Here is a 24297-nt window from a genome sequence, read left to right on the forward strand (position 1 = left end):
GTAACGCCCGGACTACGCAGCGTAATTCAGCCAGCGCAGCCGGGGGACGCATTCCGCCGGACCCGACCGGCCAGGACGACAGGACGACGCCGATGCCCTCCACGCCCGCGAAGATCCAGGAAGCCCTGGATGCCCGTGACGCCCTCGCCTCCGCCCTCAGCCGGGCCGGCATCCAGCTCCCGGCGATGGACATCCGCACCCCTTACAGCGACGACCGGAAGGAGGAGCCCCGGTACGCGCTCGTCCATCTCGGGGTGTGCTCCGCGCCCGTGGCCCTGATGCTCGCGGAAGTGATCCGCAAGGGGGCCCGCGCATGAGGGGGACCGACGACGTGGACGGGTGCGGTGACGGCGTTCCGGAGCTCGGCACGGCCGTCCGCGACACCGTGCGCGACCGGGTCGGCCGGGTCGTGGGCCACCAGGGCCGCTGCCTCCGGGTGCGCCCGCTGGGCGGCGGACGCGAGTGGGACGCCGACCCCCGCGATGTCCGGCCCCTGAGCCAGGACGAGCTGCTGAGCGCCCTCCTCGCGGAGGTCAACGCCCGCAGCCGCCAGGGCCGGGGCACCGGTCAGGACGTCTCCTCGCGCTGAATGCTGGGGCCGCGGTTGTTGAGGGAGACGAAGGTGCCGATGCGCCGGAAGTCGTTCATCACGCCGAACCTGCTCTTGTCGGACGGCAGGAGGGCCTGGATGCCGGGGTCCGCCGCCAGCAGGTCGTGCAGCGTCCTCTTGTAGGCGTTGAAGACCCTCGCCGTGTACCCCGGTTCCATGGCGGCGTTCACACGGTGGTCGTTGGTGACGGCGATGGAGGCGAGGTCCATCAGGTAGCAGTCGAACAGGTCCGTGACGTCCTGGGGCTTCGCGCCGTCCTCCCCGTTGCGGGCGTCCTGCGCGAGCACCCGGGCCATGCCCAGGACGATGTCGCGGTAGATGCGGTGCCTCGTGCTGCTCTGGTAGGCCGCCATGATGTGGTCGGCCTGACCGGCGCCCGTCGTGTTCATGGTGCGCGGCGGGTTCACGTCCTCCAGTCCGGGCACCGGCAGCGGGAAGTCCTCGAACATCGCCTCCTCGTCGGGAAGGCCGGCGTTCTGCGAGGCCAGGGGGTGCAGGCCGATCTCGTGGGCCAGCATGCCCATCACGTGGCCGATGCCGTACTTCTCGAAGTAGTAGCTGGCGAGGTTGATGTCGACGCCGTCCGGACCGCGGTCCACGACGTCGGCCGGTGGCTCGGTGGTGCGCACGTGCAGCGTGATGCGGCAGGGCCGGTTGTCGATGTAGGCGCGGATGGTCTCGTGCCTCCGCAGCAGGTCGATGATGCGGACCGCCCGGTCGCGGTACCCCTCGTCCGTGTGGTTGAGGTTGGTGAACTCGAAGTTCCCCGACCTGAACGGTGTGAGCACCCGGGGCGGCACGTCGTCGACGACGGCGGTGTCGTCGGCCGCCCGGGGCAGGGACACCGGGTCCACCCACACCGACCGCCGGGTGACCGGCTCGGCGGCGCCCCGAGCGGCTTCCCAGGACTGATCCTCCTGCCGGCCGGAGTGCGGGTCCACGTCGCCGATCAGCGCGCCCAGCAGCGCCAGGTGCCGGTCGCGGAGACCTGCGGGCGCGAGCGAGGAGTCCTCCGGGTCCGCGTCCAGGTCGCCCAGCAGGCTGCCCAGGACGTGGGGGCGGTGCGGGGCGTCGGCGTCCCGGTACTCGTCCCGCAGACCCAGCTGGTGCGTCAGCTCGTGCACCAACTGCGCCGGCGCGGCATCCACCCACCAGGTCCTCTGATCCATGCCCCGGTCCCGGCCCACCAGGTCCACCGTGAGGTGCGGCGAGTCGTCCGCGTCGACCGGCTCGACCGTCACATGCAGACGGTCACCACTCGGCAAGCGGTAACCCCGGTTGTTCAGATACTCCTCGACTCCCGCGCTCAACTGCCCGAAGACCCGTGCGCTCTGCCCGTCCGCACCCCGCATCGCCACCCGCACGGTCAGGTCGGTGACCGGCTCGCCGTCGTGTGTGAACCGCCGCGCGTCGAAGCCCGACCGCACCACGAACCGGGGACGGCTGTCCCGCGGCCCGTTCACCTGCGGTGTGCCGGACGGCCCGCCGTGTGGTCCGCCGGCCTGCGGAAGCCTGGGCGGGGCTTCGGCCGGCGGCGCGGGCCGCTGGATGCTGTCGCCGCGGTTGTTCGTGCCGACACTGGCGGCGAGCTGGGCGAAGTCACCCAGCACCCCGAACCTGCCCTTGTCCCCGGGCAGCAGGGCACGCAGAGGACTGTCCTGCGGAAGATGCTCGGCCAACTGCGCCTTGTACGCGTTGTACGCCCTCGCCGTGCAACTCGGATCCGTGATCGCCCGCGCCCGGTGGTCGTTGGTGACCGCGATGGACGCCAGATCCATGAGATAGGTGTCGAACAGGTCCGTGACGTCCTTGGCCGTGGCTCCCTCCGCACCGGCCTGTGCGCGCCGCTCCAGGACCTCGGCCATCTCCACGACGATGTCGCGGTAGAGGCCGTGCCGGATGGTGTGCGGGAAGGCGGCCATGACGTGATCGGCCTGACCCGCCCCCTCGGTGTTCATGAAACGCGGCGTACTCAGCGACTCCAGCCCCGGAACCGCCAGCGGCATCCCGGCGAACAGCTCCTCCTCCTCCGCGATGTTCCCGTTCCGGGAGGCGAAGGGATGCAGGCCGATCTCGTGAGCCAGCATGCCCATGAGGTAACCGGTGTCGTACTTCTCGAAGTAGTAACTCGCGAGATTGATGTCGACCCCGTCATCACCCCGGTCCGTCACGTCGGCCGGGGTCTCCGTCGTCCTCAGCCGCAGCGTGATCCGGACCGGACGGTCACCCAGGTAGTCCTTGATGGTGGCGTGCTCACCCAGCAGCTCGATGATGCGGATCGCCTTGTCCCGGTACCTGGCGTCGGTGTGCTTGAGGTTGGTGAACTCGAAGTTCCCCGACGTGAAGGGAACGAAGGTCACGTCCTGCGGCATGTGCGCGGGTACGTCGGTGGCCACGGTGCCGTCTGCGGGCCGGGGCAGGGACACCGGGTCCACCCACACCGCCCGGCGGGTGACCGGCTCGGCGGCCGCTCGGGCCGTCTCCCAGTCCTGCTCGTCGTGGCGCTCGGCGGGCCGGGCGTCCACGTCGCCGATCAGCGCGCCCAGCAGCGCCAGGTGACGGTCGCGGAGACCGCCGCGGGAGAGTGAGGAGTCCTCCGGGTCCGCGTCCAGGTCGCCCAGCAGGCTGCCCAGGACGTGGGGGCGGTGCGGGGAGTCGGCGTCCCGGTACTCGTCCCGCAGCCCCAGCTGGTGCGTCAGCTCGTGCACGAGCTGGACCGGCGCTGCGTCCGTCCACCACGTCGTCTGGTCCATCGCCCGGTCCCGGCCCGTCAGGTCCACCGTCAGGTGAGGGGACGCCGCCGGATCCACGTACTCCACCGTCACGTGCAGCCGGTCGCCGTTGGGCAGACGGTGGCCCGGGGCGTTCAGGAACTCCTCCACCCCGGACGCGAGCTGATCGAAGACGTGGGTGGCCTGGGCGTCCGTGCCGCGCAGCGCGACGCGGACCGTGAGGTCGGTGACCGGGTCCCCCTGGTGCGAGAACCGGCGGGCGTCGAAGCCGGAGCGCACCACGAAACGGGGGCGGCTGTCACGCGCGCCGCGTGCGGGGGGCGCGAGGGGCTGTGGCCGCGTGCCCATGCTCGTGCCCGGGAGCCGGGGGCGTGCCTCGTCGGACGGCGGTGCGGGCTGCTGGATGCTGTCGCCGCGGTTGTTGGCCGCGATGCTGGTGGCGAGTTGGGTGAAGTCCCGTGCGACGCCGAACAGGCCCTTGTCGGGCGGCAGGAGGGCTTGCAGCGCCGGGGTGTCCGCCAGGCGGGCGCGGAGCAGCTCCTTGTAGGCGTTGTAGACCCTCGCCGTGTAGTTGGGCTCCTTGACGGCGTTCATCCGGTAGTCGCTGGTGACCGCTATGGAGGCCAGGTCCATGAGATAGGTGTCGAACAGGTCGGTGACGTCCTTGTTCTTGGCTCCCGGCACTCCGACCCGTGCGCGTCGTGCGAGCACCCTCGCCATCTCCACGACGATGTCGCGGTAGACGCCGTGCCGGATGGTGGCCGGGTAGGCCGCCATGATGTGGTCGGCCTGGCCCGCCGATTCCGTGTTCATGGTCCGCGGCTGCTTCAGGTCCGTGAGTCCCGGCACCGGCAGCGGCATGCCCCGGTACGCCTCCTCCTGCTCGGCGATGTCCGCGTTGCGGGAAGCGAGGGGGTGCAGGCCGATCTCGTGGGCCAGCATGCCCATGACGTAACCGGTGTCGTACTTCTCGAAGTAGTAGCTCGCCAGGTTGATCTGCACGCCCTCGGGCCCCAGGTCGCGCACGTCGGCCGGGGTCTCGGTCGTCCGCAGGTGCAGCGTGATCCGGACCGGACGGCCGCCGACGTAGTCACTGATCGTGGAGTGCTCGTCGAGCAGCTCGATGATCCTGACCGCCTTGTCGACGTACGCGTCGGTCTGGTTGAGGTTGGTGAACTCGTAGCTGCCCAGTTTGAAGGGGCGCAGCACCGGTGCCGGGTTCGCGGGGGCGGCCGGGGTCTGGTCCGCGCCGGTCAGGGTGGACAGCTCGTGCGCCTCCTCCTCCACGACCGGCGGCGTGTCCGCGCTCTCCGGTCGGCTCGGCTCGGGTGCCGGGGTACGGAGGATCAGGGGGACGATGTCGCCGCCGCGGCGGCGCAGGCGGAGGTGCGGGCCGTCGGCGCCGGCTGGGCCGGGGTAGGTGTGGGCGGTGCCGTTCTCCTCGATCAGGGTGACGGTGGTGAAGGTCGCGGCGGCGGCCCACGCGGCCACCGCGCGGTCGGCGTCGGGACCCCACGGGGCCTGGGTGAGGTGGCGGCGCACATGGGCCTCCAGCGCTTCCGGGCCGGGCGCGGGCATGCCGCGGCGCTGCGCCGGGGGCGGGGGCGCGAACAGCGCGTCGCGCTCGGCCGGGTCGCCCGGCAGGCCGTGCAGCCGCATCAGCTGAAGAGGCGACCACCTGGCGCGCATCCGCAGCCGGGCGGCGTCGCGCCGGTCCAGGCCCGGCTGGTCGGCGGCGTGGTTCAGGGCGGTGGAGAGCGCGCCGAAGAAGCCGTTGCCGCGGCCGGTGGGGGCGCCCTGGGTGTACGTGGCGCCGTCGGGCGCGGTGAGGACTCCCGTGCGGTCGAGGCGGTAGCGCGGGCCGGTGCTGTCAGCGGGCGGCCTCCAGGGCGGGGTGGCGTGGCTGCGGTGGGCCTGCGGCTGCCGGGGCGCGCCCGAGCCGTCCGTGGCCGGTCGCGCGGTCGCCGGGGTGTCGGCGTCGGACGTGGCCTCGGTGGGCGGCTTCGGCAGTGCGGTGGTGACCGGGGCCGGGCTGCCGGGCGGGAGGGCGGCGTGGAAGAAGCCGTCGGCGGCGAACAGGACCGGATCGCCGGCCGGGTCGACGGCGGCCGGATCGGTGCCGTGCGGGAGGAAGAGCTGCTCGCGGCCCTCGCCGGTCACCACGGTGAGGGGGGTGCCCAGGACCCGGGCGGCGAGGGCGGGCAGCAGGTCGGCGCCGCCGTGGTCGCCCGCCCGGCGCGCGGGCTGCGGCGCCGGGTCGTCGTCGGGACCCTCGTCGCCGTCCTGGCGCGATTCGGGCGCGAACGGGCGGGACAGGGCCGTCGTGGCCAGCGCGATCCGCTGCTCCGGAGTGGGCCAGAAGGTCACCGGCAGACGGCCGAAGGCGTCGAACTCGGCCTGCTGCGCCGGGGTGAACTGCACGCCTGCCGAGTCCAGTTCGTCCTGGGTGAAGGTGTCGGACACGTCGAGGGCGAGGCCGTCGAGCAGGTCCTCGTTGCCGTCCTCGCCCAGCGCCCAGGCGAGGCGGTCGCGGGCGGCGCCGACCGCCTCGGCGGTGACCGCCGGGTCGCCGGGGGCGGCCGTGAACCGGTCGGCGAGGCCGGTGCCCAGCAGGTGGGGCAGCCGGCCCCGGGCCGCGGCGGTGGCGAGCAGCGCGTGGAAGAACGAGGCGCCGTCGTGCGGCACGTCGTGCACCTCGCGGACCGTGGCACCGTCCGGGGAGGTGAGGGTGCGCGGGGCGGAGTCGGTGGCGTCGGTGATCGTGTACGGCGCGGGCGCCTCGGAACGCCAGCCGGGCTCGGTGTACTCCTGCGGCCGGTCCGGCACCGGGACCGAGGGCAGGCCCTGGTGGTGGGCGGTGAGGCGGGAGGCGGCGAGGTGCAGCCGGTGGTGGTCGGCGGCGGCGGCGTCGGTGCGCTCCCGCCAGCGGCGGACCTCGTCGCGGGCGGCCTGCCAGGCGGTGACGGCCGGGGACTCGGCCAGGGCCCGGGGCAGGGCGGTCGGCCGGTCGGGGTCGCCGTCGCCGAGCGCGGCCTGCTCCTCGGGGGCGAGGTCGAGCCACGTCTCACGGGCCCGGGCCCGGGCGTCGTAGTAGCGCTGCTCGGCCGTGGCGAGGTCGCCGGCCGCCTTGGCGAGGTCGTCCCAGGCGCTGCCGACCTCGTCGGGGAACGTGGTGTCGTCGAGCAGGCCGTAGTCGCGGGCGACGTCCTCGCGCAGCCACACCAGGGCGGTGGTCTCGGCCTCGGCGGCGCGCGGGCCGCGCCGGGCCTTGCCGAGCGCGCGCAGGGGGCGGCTGTCGGTGAGCCGGTGGTCGACCTCGGCGACCGACAGCCAGCTCACCGGCAGCGCGAACAGCATGCTGCGGTTGGTGACGACCTTGATGTGGGTGCCGAGGGTGGTGTCCGCGGCGCCCTTGAGCGCGGTGCCGTCGTTCGCGCCGCCGATCGGGACGGTCGCCCCCGGGTTGGTCAGGCCCGCGTTGCTGTTGCCCGCCAGGGGGGCGGAGCCCACGGCGCCTTCGATGTTGTCGGTGATGCCCGACTCCAGCGCGTCGGAGGTCTTCGCGCGCTGCATGGCCTCCATGCGGGGTTTGTTCTCCACGGCGAGCAGCCGCGCGCCGCGGCGGTGCATCTTCGCGTAGAGGCGGGAGTCGGCGGTGTGGAACTGGCCGACGAGACGGGCGGAGGCCTGCGCGGGCAGCGGTGAGCCGTTCGCGCTCAGGGCCTCGCGGAAACCGGCCGTGAGACCTGCCTGTGTGGTGGCCTCCTGCTGGGCCTGGGCGGGGGCGGTGCCGAGAGCGGTGAGCGGGGTGTGGCGGGCCATGCGCACCCGTGCGGCGAGTGCGTCACCGCTGTGCCGCCTGCCGAGGTCGCTGTCGCCGAAGCCGTCGGCGCGGGCGGTGGAGAGGGTGAGGGCGTCCTGCACGTTGGCCGCGCCGTGGATGTCCACGGCGAGGATGCCGGAGCCGATCCGGTCGTCGTCGAACGGCAGGATGTCCGAGGTGCCGGTGCTGCCGGAGGAGTCACCGGGGGTGGTGGACGAGGCGCGCCAGGCGGCGATGCCCTCCGGACGGGCCTGATCGGCCGTCAGCAGGCGCACCGCGCGCTCCGGTCGAGGCACGTCCTGCTCGGTGATCGCGCCGTCGGCGCCGTCGCCGTCCGGGGTGAGCAGGTTGGCCGGGACGATCTCGCGGAGGCTGCCGACCGCGGCGACGGCACGGGGGCGCAGCGGATCGCCGGCCGCGTCCGCCATGGTGACGGTCAGGGTGTAGCCGGTGACGATCTCGGCGTGTGCCTGGACGGTGGCGATGTTGGGCATCGAGGTGCGTCCGGCGGTCTCGGTGCGGGTGGTCCCCCTCTTCTTGGCGGCGGTGCCCTGGAGGGAGGGAGCGGCGATCAGGACACCGCTCTCCGTCGCGCGCTGACCGGCGCTCAGGGTCACGTCGGCGCCGCGGTCCTGCGCGGAGCCGTCGGCGTCGTCGCGGGCGGTGGTGCGGTAGTCCTCCAGCTCGAAGCCGGTCCGCAGCCGCTCCACGGTGGTGGTCACCGGGGTCAGCTTGAACCGCAGCTGCGCGGGACTGCCGCCGGCCGGCAGGTGGGTCGGGTGGTGCCAGGTGCGGTAGCGGACCGGCAGGGTCATCCCGTCGGTGGTCAGCTCGTGCAGGTTGGCCCGCAGGAAGTCCGGGGAGAGCCGCTGCAGGACCTGCTCCCGGTCGTGCGAGGGCACCCCGATCCGCTCGAGCTGCCCCATCAGCCGCTGTGCGGCGTGGCTCGCGTCGAGCTGCCCGCTGGGGTGGCCGGGGAAGCGGCGGCCCCGCAGGAAGCCGGGGACCCGGTAGCCGCGGCCGAGGTTGTCCGGGGTGGTGGTGCCCAGGCCGTCCGGGGCGAGCCCGGCCTCGATGACGTCCTGCATCGGCAGGTGGAACATCACGGCGTCGCGCAGGTGCTGGAGCGCGGCGGCGGCGCGCCGCGGGGCGAGGCCGCGGGCCAGGCGCCCGGAGAGCTGTCCGGCGGCCGAGCTGATCCGGGCCGCCGCCCGGGTGCCCGCCATGCCCATCGCGCCCGTCCAGCGGTCCCGCACCGCGACGGTCTCGGTGGCGTCGGCCACCACCAGGTACATCCGCCCGGCGAAGGTGAGGGTGGTGTTGCGTCCCCGGGTCAGGGTCTGCGAGAGGCTGCGGCCCTTGCCCCAGGCGTACTGCAGGGCGGTCGCGTACGAGCCGACCACCGCCTGCTGGCCGGGAGCCTGCTGGAGCGGCATGTCGGCGCCCTGGAGGCCGAGGGTGGTGTGCGAGAGGGTGCCCTCGGTGCCCACCACGCGGTGCTCGTTGCCGATGGTGGCCTCGAGACTGGCCGGCTTCGGGTCGCTCTTGACGCGCAGGTTGTGCAGTTCGCCGCGGACCGCGGCCTTCAGGTAGTGGGTGCGGAACGGTCCGGCGCCGTTGAGTCCGGTGACACGGGAGCCGAACGGGCCGAGGTACTGCCCGAGTTGCCCGGCCACGCTGAGGTTCGCCATCGCGCGGCGCAGAGCGGTGCGCACCGGGGCGCCGGGCGCGCTGACGTGCCAGGTGCCGCCCGCGGCGCGGTCGGCGGTGTCCTGCACGAGCTGCTGGCGCTGTGGGCCGCCCTCGACGCTGAGGACCACGTGCGGGGCGCTCAGCAGCCGCCGGACGAGCCCGCGGTCGGCCGGTTCCCGCCTCGGCAGGGGGCGTGTCCCGTCCAGCAGCTGGTCCGCCTCGGTGGCGGAGACGCGCTGCGGCCGGGGCGCCGGTGCCGGGGCGGCGGGCGTCGTCGGCGGCGCCGCGGCCGGGGGCTCGACGGGGGCGTGGCGCTCGGAGCCGTGCGCGGCGGGCACGGCCAGCTCCACCCGGCCGACGGTCTCGGTGCCCTCGCTGAACAGCGGACGCTCCTCGGCCTTGCTGACGAAGACGCCCGCTCCGAGCAGGCCGACCGACAGCAGACGGGCCCAGCCGCGCGGGCGGCGGTGTCCCTCGAAGGAGGCGCTCAGCTCCACCCGGTAGCTGTAGAGGTGGGCGCCGTTCTGGAAGGTCAGGTGGTCGTGGGTGACCGCGACCGTGTTCCGGGTGGCCTTCTGCTCGGTGTGGGAGTAGCGCGCGCCGAGGGACACGTTGCCGGTCTGCCGGGGCAGCCCGGCCTCCGGCACCTTGTCGTGGTCGCGCGGCGAGATGCCCAGCTCGGCACCGCCCGACAGGGTGCTGGAGGCCTGCTGCCCCTGGCCGGAGACCTCGGTGCCGATCACCGCGTTGCGCAGGGAGCGCTCGCTCATGGTGCTCTCGAACCGCCGGTCGGTGAGCCGGGCCCGGAGGATCAGGGTGTGGTGGCCGCGGGTCACCTTGCCGTCCTCGGTGAGGGTGACCGGCACGCCGGTGGTGGTCAGGTCGTCCAGGCTCTGGGCCAGGCTGGGCCGGTTCAGCGCCTCGCGGACCTGACGGTCGTTGTGCAGCGCGGTCCGCATCCGCCCGTCCCCGTACCAGAACCTGGCGAGCCGCTGGTGGCGCAGCATCAGGGGCGGTACGAACATCGACGGGTACGAGCGGTGCAGGGTGTCCAGGACGGTGTCCGTGAAGACCCGCAAGGGGTCCTGGGGGGCGGGCGGTTGCCCGGTCTGGGGCTGGTTTTGGCTCTGGCTCTGGCTCTGGTCTTGGATCTGGCTCTGGTTTTGGTCCTGGCGCTGGTCCTGGCTTTGGCTTTGGCTCTGGTCCTGGATCTGGCTCTGGTCCTGGATCTGCTCCTGATCCTGGATCTGGCTCTGGTCCTGGATCTGCTCCTGGATCTGCTCCTGGCCCGGTGCCGGTGGCTGCGGGCGGTCGGGGCGGAAGCCCTCGGCGCGGACCTGGCCGCTCAGGTGGACCGGGTCCTCCCGGGTCAGGTACCACGGCACGGGGGGCCGGGCGTCCGGGTCGGGGCCCGCCTGCCCGGGGGTGCGGCTGTCCCAGCCGGCGAGCCGGCGTGCGTCCTGGGTGGACATCCAGTCCAGGCTGACCACCCGGACCGGCCGGGCCGCGGACGGCGGTTCGCCGGCCTTGCGCACCATCAGGGTGCGCTCCACGCGGTAGAGCGCGACCGGGTGGTTGCGGACCCGGCCGGTGGTCTTGCGGGCCGCGTCGGTACCGAGGTAGTGGCCCCGCCCACTGCTGAAGTCGGCGCGCACCAGCGGGCCGCCCTGGAGCCGTACGTCCGTCTCCGGTCCGATGAAGGTGTGGTTCGGGCCGGAGGTGACCTGGATGCCGAAACGGGTGTCGCGGACGTGCCCGCGCTCGTTCTGGTACGTGGTCTGGGTCAGGTCCCGTATCTCCGCCTTGACCGACTCGGTCACCAGGGTGGCCCGGTGCGGGATCGACCGCTCGACAATGAGGTGCCCCAGCGGGTGGTGACCGCTGCCCCGGGTCAGCTCGGGACCGCTGACGGGCCCGGCGAGCCGGCCGAACAGCGCGAGCAGCCGCCCCGGCCTGACGTACGAGACGATCGTGCGGTGCGCCGAACTGCCGGGCCGCGCCCCGGAGACGGCGATCGCCAGGTCCTCCGGCGGGTCCGTGAAGTGCAGTCCGGTGATGTCGGTGGCCCGCGGCTGCTGCCCGTCGGGGAAGGTCAGCGTCTTCGGTGCGCGACGGGGGCCCTCGAAGGGCACGGTGAGATCGTCGGGCAGTCGCCAGCTCAGCCCGTCCCGGACGGCGAACCGGGCGGTGTGGACCTCGCTGCGCTGCCAGTGGGGTCCCTGTGCGGGCGGGCCGGACGCGGTGTCCCGGCCGCCGGCCGCCGGTGCCTCGGTGACCCGCTCCACGCGCACCCGGTAGTGCACGTCGTCCAGGTGCAGGTGCGAGCCGTCCACGGCCCGGTATTCGGACTGGTTGTACGCCTGGGTGCCCTGGGAGTAGTCGGTCCTGCGGGTCCAGCCCAGCGACACGCCGATCTTCACCAGCCAGCTGAGCGGCGGGCCCATGCTGATCCCGGCGGCGATCCGGCGCCCGAAGCCGACACTGCGCCCGCCGCCCGTACCGGCCTGGCCGCGCCGCATGGTGTCCACCCGCACGGTCGAGCCGTCCACGTCGGAGAACCGTTCCCAACGGTGGTACGGGATCGCCTCGATCGTCATCTCGTGGCCGACCCCGGACTTCTCCCGGCCCACGAGGCGCGCGCCGCGCGGGGCGGTGAAGGCGCCGGGCTGCGTGGTCAGCAGGCGCAGCAGCTCCGCCTCGTCGAACTGGTCGCGCAGCCTCTTCGGCAACTCCCCGAGGATCTGCCGGGCCACGTCCTCGGGCGAGCGCAGGGTGAGGACGCCGGGGCCGGTGAGGAGCCCGCTCGGCGGCGTGCGCCGGGTGCCGTCCGTACGGGTACCGGGGTCGCCGCCGCTCGGGTCGGCGTCCGGGCTGATCAGTACGGCGGGCAGCCTGCTGCCGTCCTCGAAGGTGACGGTGCGGGGGGCCGGGCCCGGGGGTGGTGCGTCCTCGCCGGTCAGCAGCCGTGCCGGGCGGTACCGGTCGAGCTGGGTCTCCAGCGGCACGGGGTCGCCCTTGTCGGGGGCCTCGGTGCCGGGGCCGTCGAGATCCGTGATCCCGCCCATGCTGCGCAGCCAGTCCCCGAAGGGGTCGGAGCCGGAGCCGTCCTGGACGGAGCCGTCCGGGGTGGGGGTGCCCTCCTCTGAGGGGGTGGGGGTGCTCTCCTTTGAGGGGGTGGGGGTGTCCGGGGTGGGGGTGCTCTCGGTGGACGGGGTCCCGGTGGACGGCTTCGTCTCCGGGCCGTGCGGGGACGGCGGGGCAGCCGTGCCGGTCTCGTCGGATGTGGGGGCCGGGTCGGGTACGGCGGTGATCGGCGCCGAGGCCGGGACCAGGGCGTCGAAGTGGTCGCGGCCGTTGTAGGCCAGGTGCAGGGTGCCTCCCTGTCCTCCCGGATGGAGGGGGACGACGAAGGTGCTGCCCTGCGCGTGCGGGTCGGGCTGGACGAGCCGCAGGTCGAGGTCGAGGGTGTGCGCCAGGGCCTGCGGGAGCAGGTCGCCGAAGGGGGACGCCCAGAGACCGGGCTGCTCGGCCGCCGCCGTGACGAGGCCTCCGGTGCCGAGGCGACGGGCGTCGGCGGGAGTCGGCGCCACACGGGCGAGGTGCGGGTACGCGCTGTCCCGGAGGATCCGCCGCCACTGGTCGGCGTCACCGCCGGTGACGACCGCCCGGGCGATCCGGTTCCAGCGCCGGTTGAGCCGCCGCTGCCGGTCCGGGTCGCTCTCGCCGGCGAGGGCACGCACCCGCAGGTCGTCCACCACGGCGAGCACCGGGTCGGGGGTCGCCTCGGTCGCCGCGGCGAGCAGTTCCGACCCGGCGAGCCGGTCGCGCAGCAGGGTGCGCAGCCCGGTGACGTTGCGCGCGGCCCAGGCGGGCGGCACGTCCAGGCTCCGCGCGCTGTCGAGCAGCGAGCGGAAGAGGCAGTCGCCGCCGCCCGGGGTGTCCAGCCGTCTGAAGGCCGTGCCGTCCGCGTCCACGAGGTCCGCCGGACCGGGCGCCGCCGGGTCCTTGCTGAGCAGGGTCATGTCCTCGGCGAGGGTCGCCGGGCGGCTCGTCGCGGGCACCAGGTCGGGCCTGCGGCGGGCCAGTTCGGCGGTGTCCTCGGGGCTGAGGGCCAGCTCGGACAGGGGCAGCGGGGTGGTGGACAGGGACCAGGTGATCTGGGCGGAGGGCGCGTAGGAGAGCCCGCGCACGTCCTCCGGCGAGACGAGGGTGTTCGGCGGGAGCGCGGGCGGCGGCGGAGGCAGCAGGGCGTCGAGGGTGGTGCCGGGACCGGCCGTGGCACGCAACTCCGCGGCGGCGCGCAGGAATTCGGTGTACTGCTCGGCCGTGGGACCGGCCGTCGCCGGATCGGAGCCGGTGCCGTTCGCCGCGCCGGGCCGGTCCAGGACCATCCGGCGCAGCAGGTCCGGGGTCATCCGGCCGTCGCCGTAGCGGGCCGCGGTGTCCGGGCTGAGCCAGCGCAGGCCGTCCACGAAGGCGAGTCCGGCGAGCAACTCGTGGTTCTCAGGGCGCTGTTCGGCGTCCGGGCCGAGGGCGTCGCGCAGCGTGCGGATCTGCTGGAGGGTACGGGCCCGGGCGAAGGCGTCGGCCGGTTCCGGGCCCGCGTGCAGTCCGGCCACGCGCGCCAGCTCGTCCAGGTCGGCACCGCCGGGCTCCGGCGTGAACAGCCGCCACCGCCCGGGCCCGTCCGGGCCCTCGGTGAGCACCGCACGGACCTCGCCCTGCCGGTCCCGGGCCGTGCCGACCTCGCTGGTCGGCGCGTACACCGGCCGGCCGGTCCGGTTCGCCACGTGCTGCGCCACGGGCAGACCCGCCACCTCCGGCTGCCGCCCGGTCTCGCAGGAGAACAGCACCAGGGGCCGGTCCTGATCGCCGTCCCCCGCCCAGGACTTGAGCACCTCGCCGAGCTGTACGCCGCTGACCTTGACGGTGGGGCGCGCGGGGTCGTTGGTGCCGAGGACGACGATACGGGGCGTGCCGTGCGACACGAAGAAGTCGGCACCGTGCTCGGTGCCCGAGCCGGGGAGCGGGGCGGGCGGCCCGGTGAACACGGTACGGCGGACGACCGGCGCCTCGGTGCCCGCCGGGGAGCCAGGGGTGCCCGCCGGGGAGCCAGGGGTGCCCGCCGGTGAGCCCGGTATGCCGGCCGGTGAGTCGGGTATGCGCGCCGGTGAGTCCGGCGGGGTGGCCGATGCCGTGGAGATGGTCCGTACGCCCCGGAAGGTGTCCTGGCCGAGCAGCGCGCGACGCCCCGCGCTGTGCGCCGTGCCGTCCTCGGCCGGGCCCTGCGAGATGGTCAACGTCCGTACGGCACGGCCCGGTTCGGGCGTCACGGCCGTGTCCGGCACCCAGCGCCGCAGCTGCGCGACGGGCACCGTGTGGCCGTCCAGGGTGGTGACGGCGGGCTCGTCGGCCGGGCGCCGTGGGCCGCTGTCGGCGTCGGCCGTGCCACCGTCCGGGGGCCGCACGATGATCCGCCCCGGCGACGGCGGGGGCGTCGCGGTGGGGACGGCCGCGGAGTCGTCCGGTCCGGTGGCCGGAGCAGGTGGCGGGGTGCCGCCGTCTCCGCGGCTGTGCTCGCCGACGTCCTTGAGACCCTGCGCGCCGTCGTGTCCACCGGTCGGGGCCGGCGGCTCCGGGGCCGGGTCGATGTCCTCGAGGCCGTCTCCGGCGTGGCGTCCGAGGCTCCGCGCAGAGCCGAGTTCGACGCCGGGGCCGGGGCCGGGGACGTGGTCGCCGGCGTCCACACCGTCGCGGCCGCCCGACTCCAGACGCAGGTCGGTGGCGGGCTCGGCCGACCGGCTCGGGGCAGGCGCCGAGCCGGAGGGATGCGGGGTGGCTTCGGGGGCCGGTCCCAGCGCGGACTGTGACCGCGGCCTGCCTGGGCCGGCCGGCGGGGACGACGAGGCGGGCACTCCGCTGAGGTCCAGGACACCTGCCAACTCCGACAGCCGGGCGAGCTGTTCCGCCTCACTCCACAGCCCCGTGGTGGGTTTGGGGGTGGAGCCGTCCCAGAAGTCGTGCGGCTGCCAGTCCGACCGGTCCTTGAGCTTCTCCACACTGCCGTGCGGCCCCTGCTGGGTGACAGCGCCGCGGTGGGGGTACCTCTCGGGGTGCGCTCTGTCCGGCACGGGGGCCGCGGTCGCCATGGCCGCCTCGACCAGCGCCTGCGCCGCATGGCGCCAGGTGAAACCGGTGAGGGTGCGGTACAGCTGACGGGCCTCGCCGCGCGCCTCCGGCAGCTTGCCGTGCAGGGCCGCGATGGCCGCGGCCCACGCCTGTGCCCGGGCGTCGGCGCCGCCCTCGATCTCCGTTCCGGTGCCGGAGTCGATGGTGAAGGGGGCGTCCACGGTCATCCCGGCGCCGTGCTCGGTCACCGTCTTCAGGAACTCGGCCGCACCGCTCTCCCCGTTGACCAGGACCGGGATGCTGCGTCCCGCGGCCTCGGTGGCGACCAGCCCGAAGCCCTCGTGCAGCGACGGCATGATCAGTGCGTGGGTGGCCTCCCGGTCGTTGACCAGATCGGCGGGGTTCGTGCTGAACGGGAGCATGGTGACGCCGCCCTCACCATGGGCCTGGATGATCGACGTCCAGCGGGCGTGCTCCTCCGGGTTCTTCTCCGGGTGCGGCCCGCCGCGGATCGTCAGGCGGACGTCGAGGCCGTAGCCGCCCCGGGCGCGCGGGCGGCGCAGCATACCGACCGCTTGGACGGCCGCCTCGACGCCCTTGATCTCGTCCGTGGCGCGTCCCGGCAGCAGCAGCTTGAGTTTCCTCGGCAGATGCAGCAGGTACTTGGCCTTGTTGATGACCGACGGCTCGACCGGCGTGCCGATCTCGGTGCCCGGCACGAAGCCGTGCAGCGCGGGGATGCGCAGGACCTCCTCGGAGAGGCGTTCGGCCTCCTGGGCGAGCAGTGGTCCCACACCGGCCACCAGGTCGGCGTTCTGCATCAGTCTGCGCTCGATGGTGGCCTTCGCGGCGCCCTTCTCCGGCTGCTGCTTGATCCTGTCCAGCCGTACGGGACTGGTGTGCAGGAAGTGCACCACGCGGGCGCCGGGATACCAGGAGTCGCGTATCTCCTGCGCGGCCGGACCGGAGAAGCGGGAGTGCCCGATGACGATGTCGAAGGCGTCGCTCTCGCCGGGCAGTCCGTACTGGTCCGGTGAGCCCTTCGCCAGGACGCCGAGGCGGTCGCGCCCCTCCCCCACGCCGGGGACCGACACGTTGACGATCTTCGCGCCGCCGTGCTGCTCCCGCATGTTCTCGGGGTCGTAGTCCGCGTGGTCGTCGACCGTGAGCAGGGTGACGTCGTGGTCGTGGTGGAGCCCCTTGACCAGCTCCATGTTGAATACGGGCACGCCGCCCAGTCCCAACCCGCTCTCGTCGCAGACGACCAGGATCCTGCGGCGCGGCGGGGCGGTGGTCGTGCCCTCGGTCTCCGGCACGACGGTGCCGTCCTGCCGCACGGGGGCGGGATTCGCGCGTGTGCCCACGGCGGTTTCGGCGCCGGTCAAGGTGCTCAGCCCGAACGCCTCTTCGTCGTGCGGGGTGCCCGCTGCCTCGGGTGCGTACGAGGGCGCCGGGCCGGCACCGTGGACAGGGCCCGCCGTCTCGGTGAGCACCTTGCCGAGCGGGGCGGAGAAGTCGGCGACGCTCGTTGCGGTGCTCGTTGTGGTGCTCGTTGCGGTGCTCTCGGTGGCGGGGAGCGTCCGCGGTGCCGGTCCGGTGCCGAGCGCGTCGGCGAGCGGCAGCAGCACGTCCGAGCCGGGGAAGCCGGTGTCCGCGATGCCGTCCGGTGCCGAGATGAGCGGGCGGACCCGGACCGGGGCTCCCGGTCCCTCGCGGGTCAGTTCGACGGCCGTGCGGACCGGGCGTGCCTGGCTGTCCGGCGTGACCGCGGGCCCGAGCACCACGGCGTGGTCGGTGCCGGCGCCGTCCAGCAACCCCGTCGCCTCGGGTGAGCCGTCCACGGGTGGCCGCGTCGGTGAGACCAGGACCGTCAGCGGCAGGGTCCGGGCGGTCCCGGCCTCCGCGTCGCTCCGGGTGTCCGGGCCGCCGGAGCCGGTGGAGGGATAGGAGCCGGTCGTGGGCACCTTCGGCGGATCGGAGGTGGTGGTCTCCGGGTCCGGGCTGAGGAAGTCGTCGTCCGTGTCCGAAGGGGCGGCGGTGCCTGACGAGTCGGCGACGGGCACAGCGGACCGGGGCTGGGGCGAGGTCGTGGTCCGCGACGGCTCGGCTGTCCCGGTCACGTCGCCCGTCGTGGTCCGCGGCGACTCGGTCGTGCGTGTGACGTCGTCCGCCGGGGTCTGCCCGCTGTCCGGCGTGGCCGTGGTGCCCCGGCCTGCTGTGTGCTGGGGCGACGGGCCGGGGGAGGTGGTGGTGGCCTGGGGACTTCCGGGGGTGGGGGCCGGGGCTCCCCCTGTCCGGACACCGGTACCGGTGCCGGGCGTGGCGGAGGCGCCGGGTCCGTCGGAGGTGACGGAACCGCTGTCCCCGTCCCCGGTCGCCACCGCTGTGTGGCCGCCCACGTCGGCCACCACGCCCGGGGTGTTCCGGGATGACGGGTCGACCGCATCGGACACGTCGGTCATGTCCGTCGCGTCAGCGACGTCGAACGCGACACCTCGCTGCTCCGGCGTGGTGCCGGTCCTGTCGTCGGTGTCGGGGCGAGCGCCGGCGACCGGGGAGGAGGTCGCCGGCGCGGGACCGTGACCCGAGGAGCGCGGGGCGGCGGCCGTCGCGTCCATGGTGACCGGTGCGTCCACGGTGACCGGGGTGCCGAAGCCGTCGAGCGCGCGGCGCACCGCGTCGGTGTCGGTCTCGGCGCCGGGGCTGTCCCCGACCGGCGCCACCCGGACCTCGGGGCGCCGGGACAGGTCGCCGTGCAGGGCGTCGCGGACGCCGATCTCGTGGCTGCCGGGCGGCTGGGCGCCGCGCAGGGCCGCGAGGTCGCGCAGGGCCTGTTCGCGCACCTCCGCGGGACCCTGGTGGACCTGCTGCCACAGCTGGTTCTCGGCGGCGGTCACCGGCAGCGTGCCCGGGGAGTACGGCGGCGGGGCCGGGGTCGTGTACGGCGGCGGGTTCCCGGCGGCGTACGGCGGGGGCGACTGGCTGAGTGTGCCGTCGCCCGGGCCGGTGCCCTGCGCGCCGAGCGGCGGGGACAGGAGCGGTGCGCTGCCCGCGCCGCCCGTGGTGTCCGGGTGGGCGGCGCCGTCGGTGTCCTTCGCGTCGGAGGACCGTGGGCGATCGGTGCCGTCGCCGCTGCCGCCGGAGACCGTGGGCGGGGGCTGGTTGCGCAACTTGTCGATCATGTGGCGCAGTTCGGCGCCGCTGTTCTGGGCGATGCCGGTGAGCGTGGCCTCGACCTGGCTGCTGAGGCCCGCGCCGACGAACGTGGACCAGCTGGTGGACCAGTCCCCGTCGAAGGCACCCTTGATGAGGATCTCCGCGAGGGCCTCGCCGGCGCCTGCGGCGAGGAAGTCGGACGTCCCCTTCAGCCCGTAGTGCCCGGCCAGCGCGCCCGGGCGGTCGGCGTTGTGGCGCAGGAGCTGGTTGTTCCGCCACAGGTCGGGGTTGTTCCGGAAGGACAGCGGGTCGTTCCGGAAGGTGACCGGCGGGTTGGTGCCGGGGGTCGGGCCGTTGCCGTGCGGGCCGGGATCGGGGCGGTCCTGGGGGTTCGGCCCGGGGCCCGGGCCGTCGGTCCTGAGGTCGGGGTCCGGGATGGTGCGCGGGTTGGGGTTGTACTTGAAGTCGAGGTCGGGGCCGGTCTTGAGGAAGTTGTTGTCGTAACTCTTGACGATGTTCCTGGCGAAGTCGTCGAAGATGCTGGTCAGACCACCCGCCGCGGCGCCGAACGCGGCGGACTTGAGGATGTCGTTCCAGTCGAAGCGGTCGGGTCGGCGGCCGTCGGGGGCGAAGTTCATCATCGCCAGCCGCACCGCGAAGGTGGTGAACGCCTCGGCGAACGCCTCGGTGAGCGAGGGCGCGATGTGCAGCCGCTGGAGCAGGTGGGTGAGCGTGGTCAGGATCATGAAGCGGCTGCGCAGCTTGGCCATCATGATCTGGCTGGCGGTGGCGCCTCCGGTGAAGAAGGACATCGCCAGGTAGATGGCGATCTCGATCAGCAGCCGGATGACCTCGGCGATGACCTGCCACTTGGACTCCATGATGTCCATGGAGGTCTTGCGGCGCCCCTCGGCGATCTTGTCGAGCTGCTCGGCGAACTCGCGCAGGTAGTTCTTGCCGCCGTCGTCGATGAGCATGCCCATCGCCCTGGCGTACGACTTGGACAGGTCGTCCGGCATGACCTCGGCGATGTCGTGGATCGACTTGTCGATGAGCGAGGACATCCGGTCGAGCTTGCGGCCCAGCCCCGAGTAGGGACGGCGGCTCTCGTACGCGAGGTCCTCGTCGGCGTCGATGAGCCTCTCCCCGGTCAGGATGAAGATCATCGCGTTGACCTCGGGCGACGGCTGGATGCTCATCGGGGGGTGTCCTGCGGGCCGTGCTGGAGGCCGGGCCTCGGACCGCCCTGAGGGCTGGGCCGCGGGCCGTTCCGGTGGCCGAGCCCCGGGCCGCCCTCGCAACCATGCCGCAGGCCGTTCCGGACGCCGCCCTGATGTCCGGGCCGCAGGCCGTCCTGGTGGCCGGGCCGCAGGCCGTTCCGGGGGCCGTTCGGGCAGGCCGGGGCGGCCGCTCCCGGCAGGGCACGGGAGCGGCCGGCGGTGCGGAGGTCAGCGGCGGCCATGCCCGCCCGGGCCGCCGTCGCCGTTCAGGCCGTGGGTGTCGAGGAGGTTGTTGTTCCGCTCGATCTCCTCGAGGTTGCGGTCGCGGGTGGTCTTCATCATCCGGACCTGCCCGACCGTCGCGTCGGTGATCTCCACCAGGGCGTCGCGGAACGACATCATGGTCTCCTTGGTGGTCTGCCGCTCCTTCTGCTCCTGCGGCCTGGCCTTCTCGGCGAACTCGCCCTCCGTGCCGGGCCAGCCGACCGTGGGGGCCAGTTCGTCGAGGAACTCCTCGGTCATGCTCCGGGCCAGGTTGCCGATCTCCTCCAACTGCCCCGCCAGGGCCTCGATGCGGTGCGGGTCGACGTAGTACCGCTGTCCCATCGTCAGTCCTCCCCGTCCTCGCCGAGCGCGTCCCGCCAGGCCGGGGTGGCCTGGTCGCCGCGCGTCTTGTCCTCGTCGTCGTCGCGCAGGACCTCGGGGCCGAAGATGCGTTCCCAGTCCAGCTCGAAGCCCTTCAGCTCCGGTACACCGCTGCTGGGCTCCGTGAAGGGCGCCATCGCCTTCATCACGTGCCGGTTCATCTTCACCCGGGCCGCGCTCGCTGCCTCCAGGACGCTGGCGGCCAGTTCCTGGGGCGACATGGAGCGGTACTTGTGGTCCAGGAACTCGATCCCGGTCAGCTCGCCCTGGGGTCCCACGGTGGCGCGGACCGCGCGGTCGGAGGACAGCACCGCGAACGACGCCTGGCGCAGCTCGCGTTCGGTGCGCGCGACCGCCTCCTGCGCGGACCGGAGTTCGGCCATCGCCTTCTCCAGACGCTTCTCCAGCGGCTCCGTCACTCCCGCTCCGCCCTTCCGTGTCGGACCTTCGTCTGTGCCTGCGGCCCCGGCACCCGCGGCGTCAACTGCTGTGCTGATCTTGCCTGGTGCGTGCCCGGCCGGGGAAGCCGGGGCCGGTCCGCCGCCGTCTCGCGGGGGCGGCGGGCGGCGGCCGCCGCCGTGCTCACCGGCCGATGACGGCCGGGCTGCCGCCCTCCTCGGTGCCCCACACGTCCTCGTCCTCCTCCAGGTAGCCGGCGGAGCTGGTGGACCTGCGGTCCGGCTCCTCCTCCCGCTCCGGGGAGTCGCCGCCGGTGGTCGACACCCGGGGGGCGGGTGCGAGGAAGGTGTCGTTGTCCTCCTGCCGGTGCCACGGGTTGCGGCGGCGGCGGTTGCGGCGTTCGCTCTCCTCCACCGCGTCGACGAGGACGGCGCGCACCCGCTCCCCGTTGCCCTTCTCGCCGCCTGCTCCGGCGCCCATGCCGCCCATGCCTCCCATGGGCATGCCGGGGGTGCCGGGCATGCCGGGAGCGCCGGGGGCGCCGGCCGCGGCGGTGGACTGGAGCGGGGTGCCGAGCTGGTCCGCGGCGGCGTCGGAGAGGGGCGCGACGCCGGTCGTGGCGGTGACGTCCGGGGAGAGGGAGCCGGTCCCCGCCAGGCCGCCGCCGAGGCCCCCGGCGCTCGTGCCGCCACCGCCGCCGATGCCGAGTTCGGACATCGGCACGTCGCGGCTCGTCGTGCCATCGCCGCCGGTGAGGTCCAGGCCGTCGAGCAGGTCCGAGACGTCCTTTCCGCCCTGGGAGTCGAGCTCGCGCAGGTCGACCTGCTCGGTGTTGCCCTGGGGGTCGGTGATCGTGGCGATGCCGGTGTCGGGGTCGATGACCTGGGTGCTGCCGTCGGGGAAGGTGGTGGTCAGACGGCCGTTGTCGAGTGCCGTCCGGGAGCCGTCCGGGTTGGTGACGTTCGCCCCGTGGGTGAGGTCGGTGACCGTGGTGGTGCCGTCCGGGCGCGTGGTGGTGAGCATCCCGTTGTCGGGGTCGAACGTGGCCGTGCTGCCGTCCGCGAAGGTGGTGGTGAAATCGCCGTCGTCGTAGGCGGTGCTGCCACCCGTCGGGGTCTCCAGGCCGTCGCCCGGGCCGCTGTTGAGGTTGCCGAGGCCGCCCAGGTCGCCGATCGACTCGGTCGTCAGGTCGGAGTTCAGGTCGCCCAGGTCGTCCAGACTGCCCAGCGAGTCGCCGCCGTTGAGGCCGCCCAGGGTGCCGAGGTTCTCGGTGACGGTCCTGCCGTCGGGGTCGGTGGTGGCGGTCTGGCCGGTGGTGGGGTCCACGGTCTGGACGGTGCCGTCCGGGAACGTCGTGGTCAGCTTGCCGTCGTCGCCCAGGGACGTCACCGAACCGTCCGGGTTCGTCACCTTCAGGCCGTCACCCAGATCCTGCGTGGTGACCGAGCCGTCCGGGTGGGTCGTCGTGAGCACCCCCTTGTCCGGGTCGAAGGTGCTGCTGCCGCCGCCCGGGAAGTCGGTGGTCACGTCCCCGCCGCTGGTGAGCTGGGTGCTGCCGCCGGTCGGGGTGTCGAGCACGCCGTCGCCGCCGCCGAGGCCGTTGCCCAGGCCGGCGTTGAGGCCGTCGAGGCTGCCCAGGTCGGTCGTCGTGGTGGTGCCGTCGGGGTCGGTGGTGGCGGTCTGGCCGGTGGTGGGGTCCACGGTCTGGACGGTGCCGTCCGGGAACGTCGTGGTCAGCTTGCCGTCGTCGCCCAGGGACGTCACCGAACCGTCCGGGTTCGTCACCTTCAGGCCGTCGCCCAGATCCTGCGTGGTGACCGAGCCGTCCGGGTGGGTCGTGGTGAGCACTCCGCTGTCCGGGTCGAAGCTGGTGCTGCTGCCGTCCGGGAAGGCGGTGGTGAGCTTGCCGTCGTCGAGGCGGGTGCTGCCGCCGGTCGGGGTCCTGAGGGAGCCGCCGGTGCCGTTGTTGAGGCCGCCGAGGCTGCCCAGGTTCTGGGAGATCGCGTCGTTGACGGAGTTGTCCGTGCCGCCCCGGCCGTCGTTCAGGCCGCCCAGGCTGCCCAGGTTCTGGACGGTCGGAAGCGGACCCAGGGGCCCCTGCTCGCCGGAGCCGCCCTGCGTGTTCAGGTCGTCGAGATTGCCGGGGCTCTCGGTGAGGAACGCGGACGTGTTCTGGTTCAGCAGGTCGTCGAGGCCGTCCAGGTTCTGCTCGTTGACCGCGTTGGGGTCGTTGAGGCCGCCCAGGCTGTCCTCCAGGCTCGCCCGCTGCTCCTCGGCCTCACGCTCGGCCTCCTTGCGCAGCTCCTCCTGGTACTTCTTGTCCTCCTCGCGCTGCCGGTTCTGCTCCTCCCGCAGCTCGTCCTGGTACTTCTTGTCCTCCTCCCGCTGCCGGTTCTGCTCCTCCCGCAGCTCGTCCTGGTACTTCTTGTCCTCCTCGCGCTGCCGGTTCTGCTCCTCCCGCAGCTCGTCCTGGTACTTCTTGTCCTCGTCCCGCTGCCGGCGCTGCTCCTCCCGCAGCTCGTCCTGGTAGCGCCTGTTCTCCTCGTTCTGCCGGTTGATCTCGTCCTTCTCCTCCTCCAGCTTCCGCTTCTCGTACTCTTCGGAGGCCGTTGCGGTGGACTTCGGCTCGGGGATGTTCCCCGAGAACTCCTTGCCCAGGTCGAGGAAGTGGTTGTTCAGCGCGGACTGCACCTTGGCCGCCGGTTCACCCAGGTGCTTGTCGATCCCCCGATACCAGATCTTCACGGCCTCGTCGCCGACCTTCGCCCAGTTCGCGATGTCGGTGAGGTCGCCGTAATCGGGGTGCACGTGCGTGAAGCCCGCCTGCGGACTGTGGTAGACGGAGGTGCCGTAGCGGGTGGTGTACGACTTGATCTCCGTCCTGGCGACGTTGTCCGAGTCCGCCCACCTGGCGAGATCGTCCAGGACGTAGCGCAACACCTGGTGCGGGTCGTAGTAGGGGGACTTGGCCCAGTCCAGCCACGCCTTCAGCAGTTCCCTGGCCGCGTCCTCCAGGTACTTCCGGCCCAGGGACAGGGCGCGGGAGTACACCGTGTCGCCGGTGCCGGTGTCGTCGCCGGCGACGGACTTGTTGAAGGTCTCGACGTAACTGTCGTAGTTCTCGCGGATCTTCTTGAGCAGGCTGCGGAAGACGTCCGCCGCCTCGCCCTTCCAGCTCGCGTCGTCCCGGCCGAACCGGTCCTCCCAGTCCTTCAGTTTCGGTGCCTGGTCCTTGAAGAACTTGGCCGCGAAGTCGAAGGACTCGCCGGTGCGGTTGAAGGAGTCCAGGACCACCGCGTCGCCGCTGGACACGCCCAGTTCGCTGAACCGGGCGCTCTGGGTGTCCCCCTCCAGAAGCTTCAGGAGCGCCGTCCGCGGCCCGTTCATGTACCGGGCGAGCGGGATCGTGCTCATCTTGTCCTTGTTGTAGTCCGTGAACTCGTTGCCCTCACGGACCTGGGCGTCTTCGACGTTGTCGGAGCCCGGTGCGGCGAACACGACCTCGTCGTCGACCTTGACGCGGCCCTCGAAGACGATCCGCGCCTGCATGATCGAGCGCTTCTTGTCTCCGTTGAAGAACCAGATGTCGTAGTCCTCGCCCTTGTTCGTCAGGAACCCGGAGTCCTTGACGAGCAGGCCGAGACTGCGCTCCTTGATGTCCATCCGGAACAGCTTGCCGCCGTGGTCGGAGCGGAGCGTGTCGAAGACGGTGTTGCGGTCCGGCACGGGGTAGCCGGTGATGTGGGTGACCAGAGTGGCCCAGGTGTCGGACGACGCGTCGGTCCGTTCGTCCATGTCGTCGATGTGCTGCTCTGACTCGGGGTCGTACCGCTCGGGCACCGGGCACCCTTTCTGGTCGGTCTTCGTCCGTGCCGGCGCGCCGCTCGGTCA

Annotated in this window: 6 protein-coding genes; 2 read left to right on the forward strand and 4 right to left on the reverse strand. The window is 73.3% G+C overall.

What is annotated here, in order from left to right; translation table 11 throughout:
• Window positions 1-92 precede the first annotated feature (92 nt).
• Window positions 93-317: a hypothetical protein gene (locus tag ABZY20_RS10590; RefSeq protein WP_356439528.1), complete on the forward strand. Its 225-nt coding sequence runs from the start codon at window positions 93-95 to the stop codon at window positions 315-317.
• Window positions 314-589 (forward strand): hypothetical protein, encoded by a 276-nt coding sequence (locus tag ABZY20_RS10595; RefSeq protein ID WP_356439531.1) that lies wholly within the window; start codon window positions 314-316, stop codon window positions 587-589. Before ABZY20_RS10590 ends, ABZY20_RS10595 begins: the two co-directional genes overlap by 4 nt.
• Here the strand turns inward: ABZY20_RS10595 and ABZY20_RS10600 are convergent.
• The 4 genes from ABZY20_RS10600 to ABZY20_RS10615 form a co-directional block, all read right to left on the reverse strand.
• Window positions 568-19341 (reverse strand): glycosyltransferase, encoded by an 18774-nt coding sequence (locus tag ABZY20_RS10600; RefSeq protein WP_356439534.1) that lies wholly within the window; start codon window positions 19339-19341, stop codon window positions 568-570. The genes ABZY20_RS10595 and ABZY20_RS10600 overlap by 22 nt on opposite strands.
• Window positions 19342-19590: 249 nt before the next feature.
• On the reverse strand, window positions 19591-19968 hold the full coding sequence (locus ABZY20_RS10605; RefSeq protein WP_356439536.1) for a hypothetical protein: 378 nt from the start codon (window positions 19966-19968) through the stop codon (window positions 19591-19593).
• Between the two features lie 2 nt (window positions 19969-19970).
• Window positions 19971-20426, reverse strand: coding sequence for a YbaB/EbfC family nucleoid-associated protein (locus tag ABZY20_RS10610; RefSeq protein WP_356439538.1), 456 nt, complete (start codon window positions 20424-20426; stop codon window positions 19971-19973).
• 163 nt (window positions 20427-20589) lie between these two features.
• Entirely contained in the window at window positions 20590-24246 is a 3657-nt protein-coding gene (locus tag ABZY20_RS10615) for an AAWKG family protein (protein ID WP_356439540.1), read from the reverse strand.
• Between the last annotated feature and the right edge of the window lie 51 nt (window positions 24247-24297).

Source organism: Streptomyces sp. NPDC006624, assembly GCF_040611555.1.
Lineage (GTDB): Bacteria > Actinomycetota > Actinomycetes > Streptomycetales > Streptomycetaceae > Streptomyces.

What these genes read in the sequence shown, in the direction of transcription:
- ABZY20_RS10590 (WP_356439528.1), top strand. Translation starts at nt 93, where the DNA reads ATGCCCTCCACGCCCGCGAAGATCCAGGAAGCCCTGGATGCCCGTGAC.
- ABZY20_RS10595 (WP_356439531.1), top strand. Translation starts at nt 314, where the DNA reads ATGAGGGGGACCGACGACGTGGACGGGTGCGGTGACGGCGTTCCGGAG.
- ABZY20_RS10600 (WP_356439534.1), bottom strand. Translation starts at nt 19,341, where the DNA reads ATGAGCATCCAGCCGTCGCCCGAGGTCAACGCGATGATCTTCATCCTG.
- ABZY20_RS10605 (WP_356439536.1), bottom strand. Translation starts at nt 19,968, where the DNA reads ATGGGACAGCGGTACTACGTCGACCCGCACCGCATCGAGGCCCTGGCG.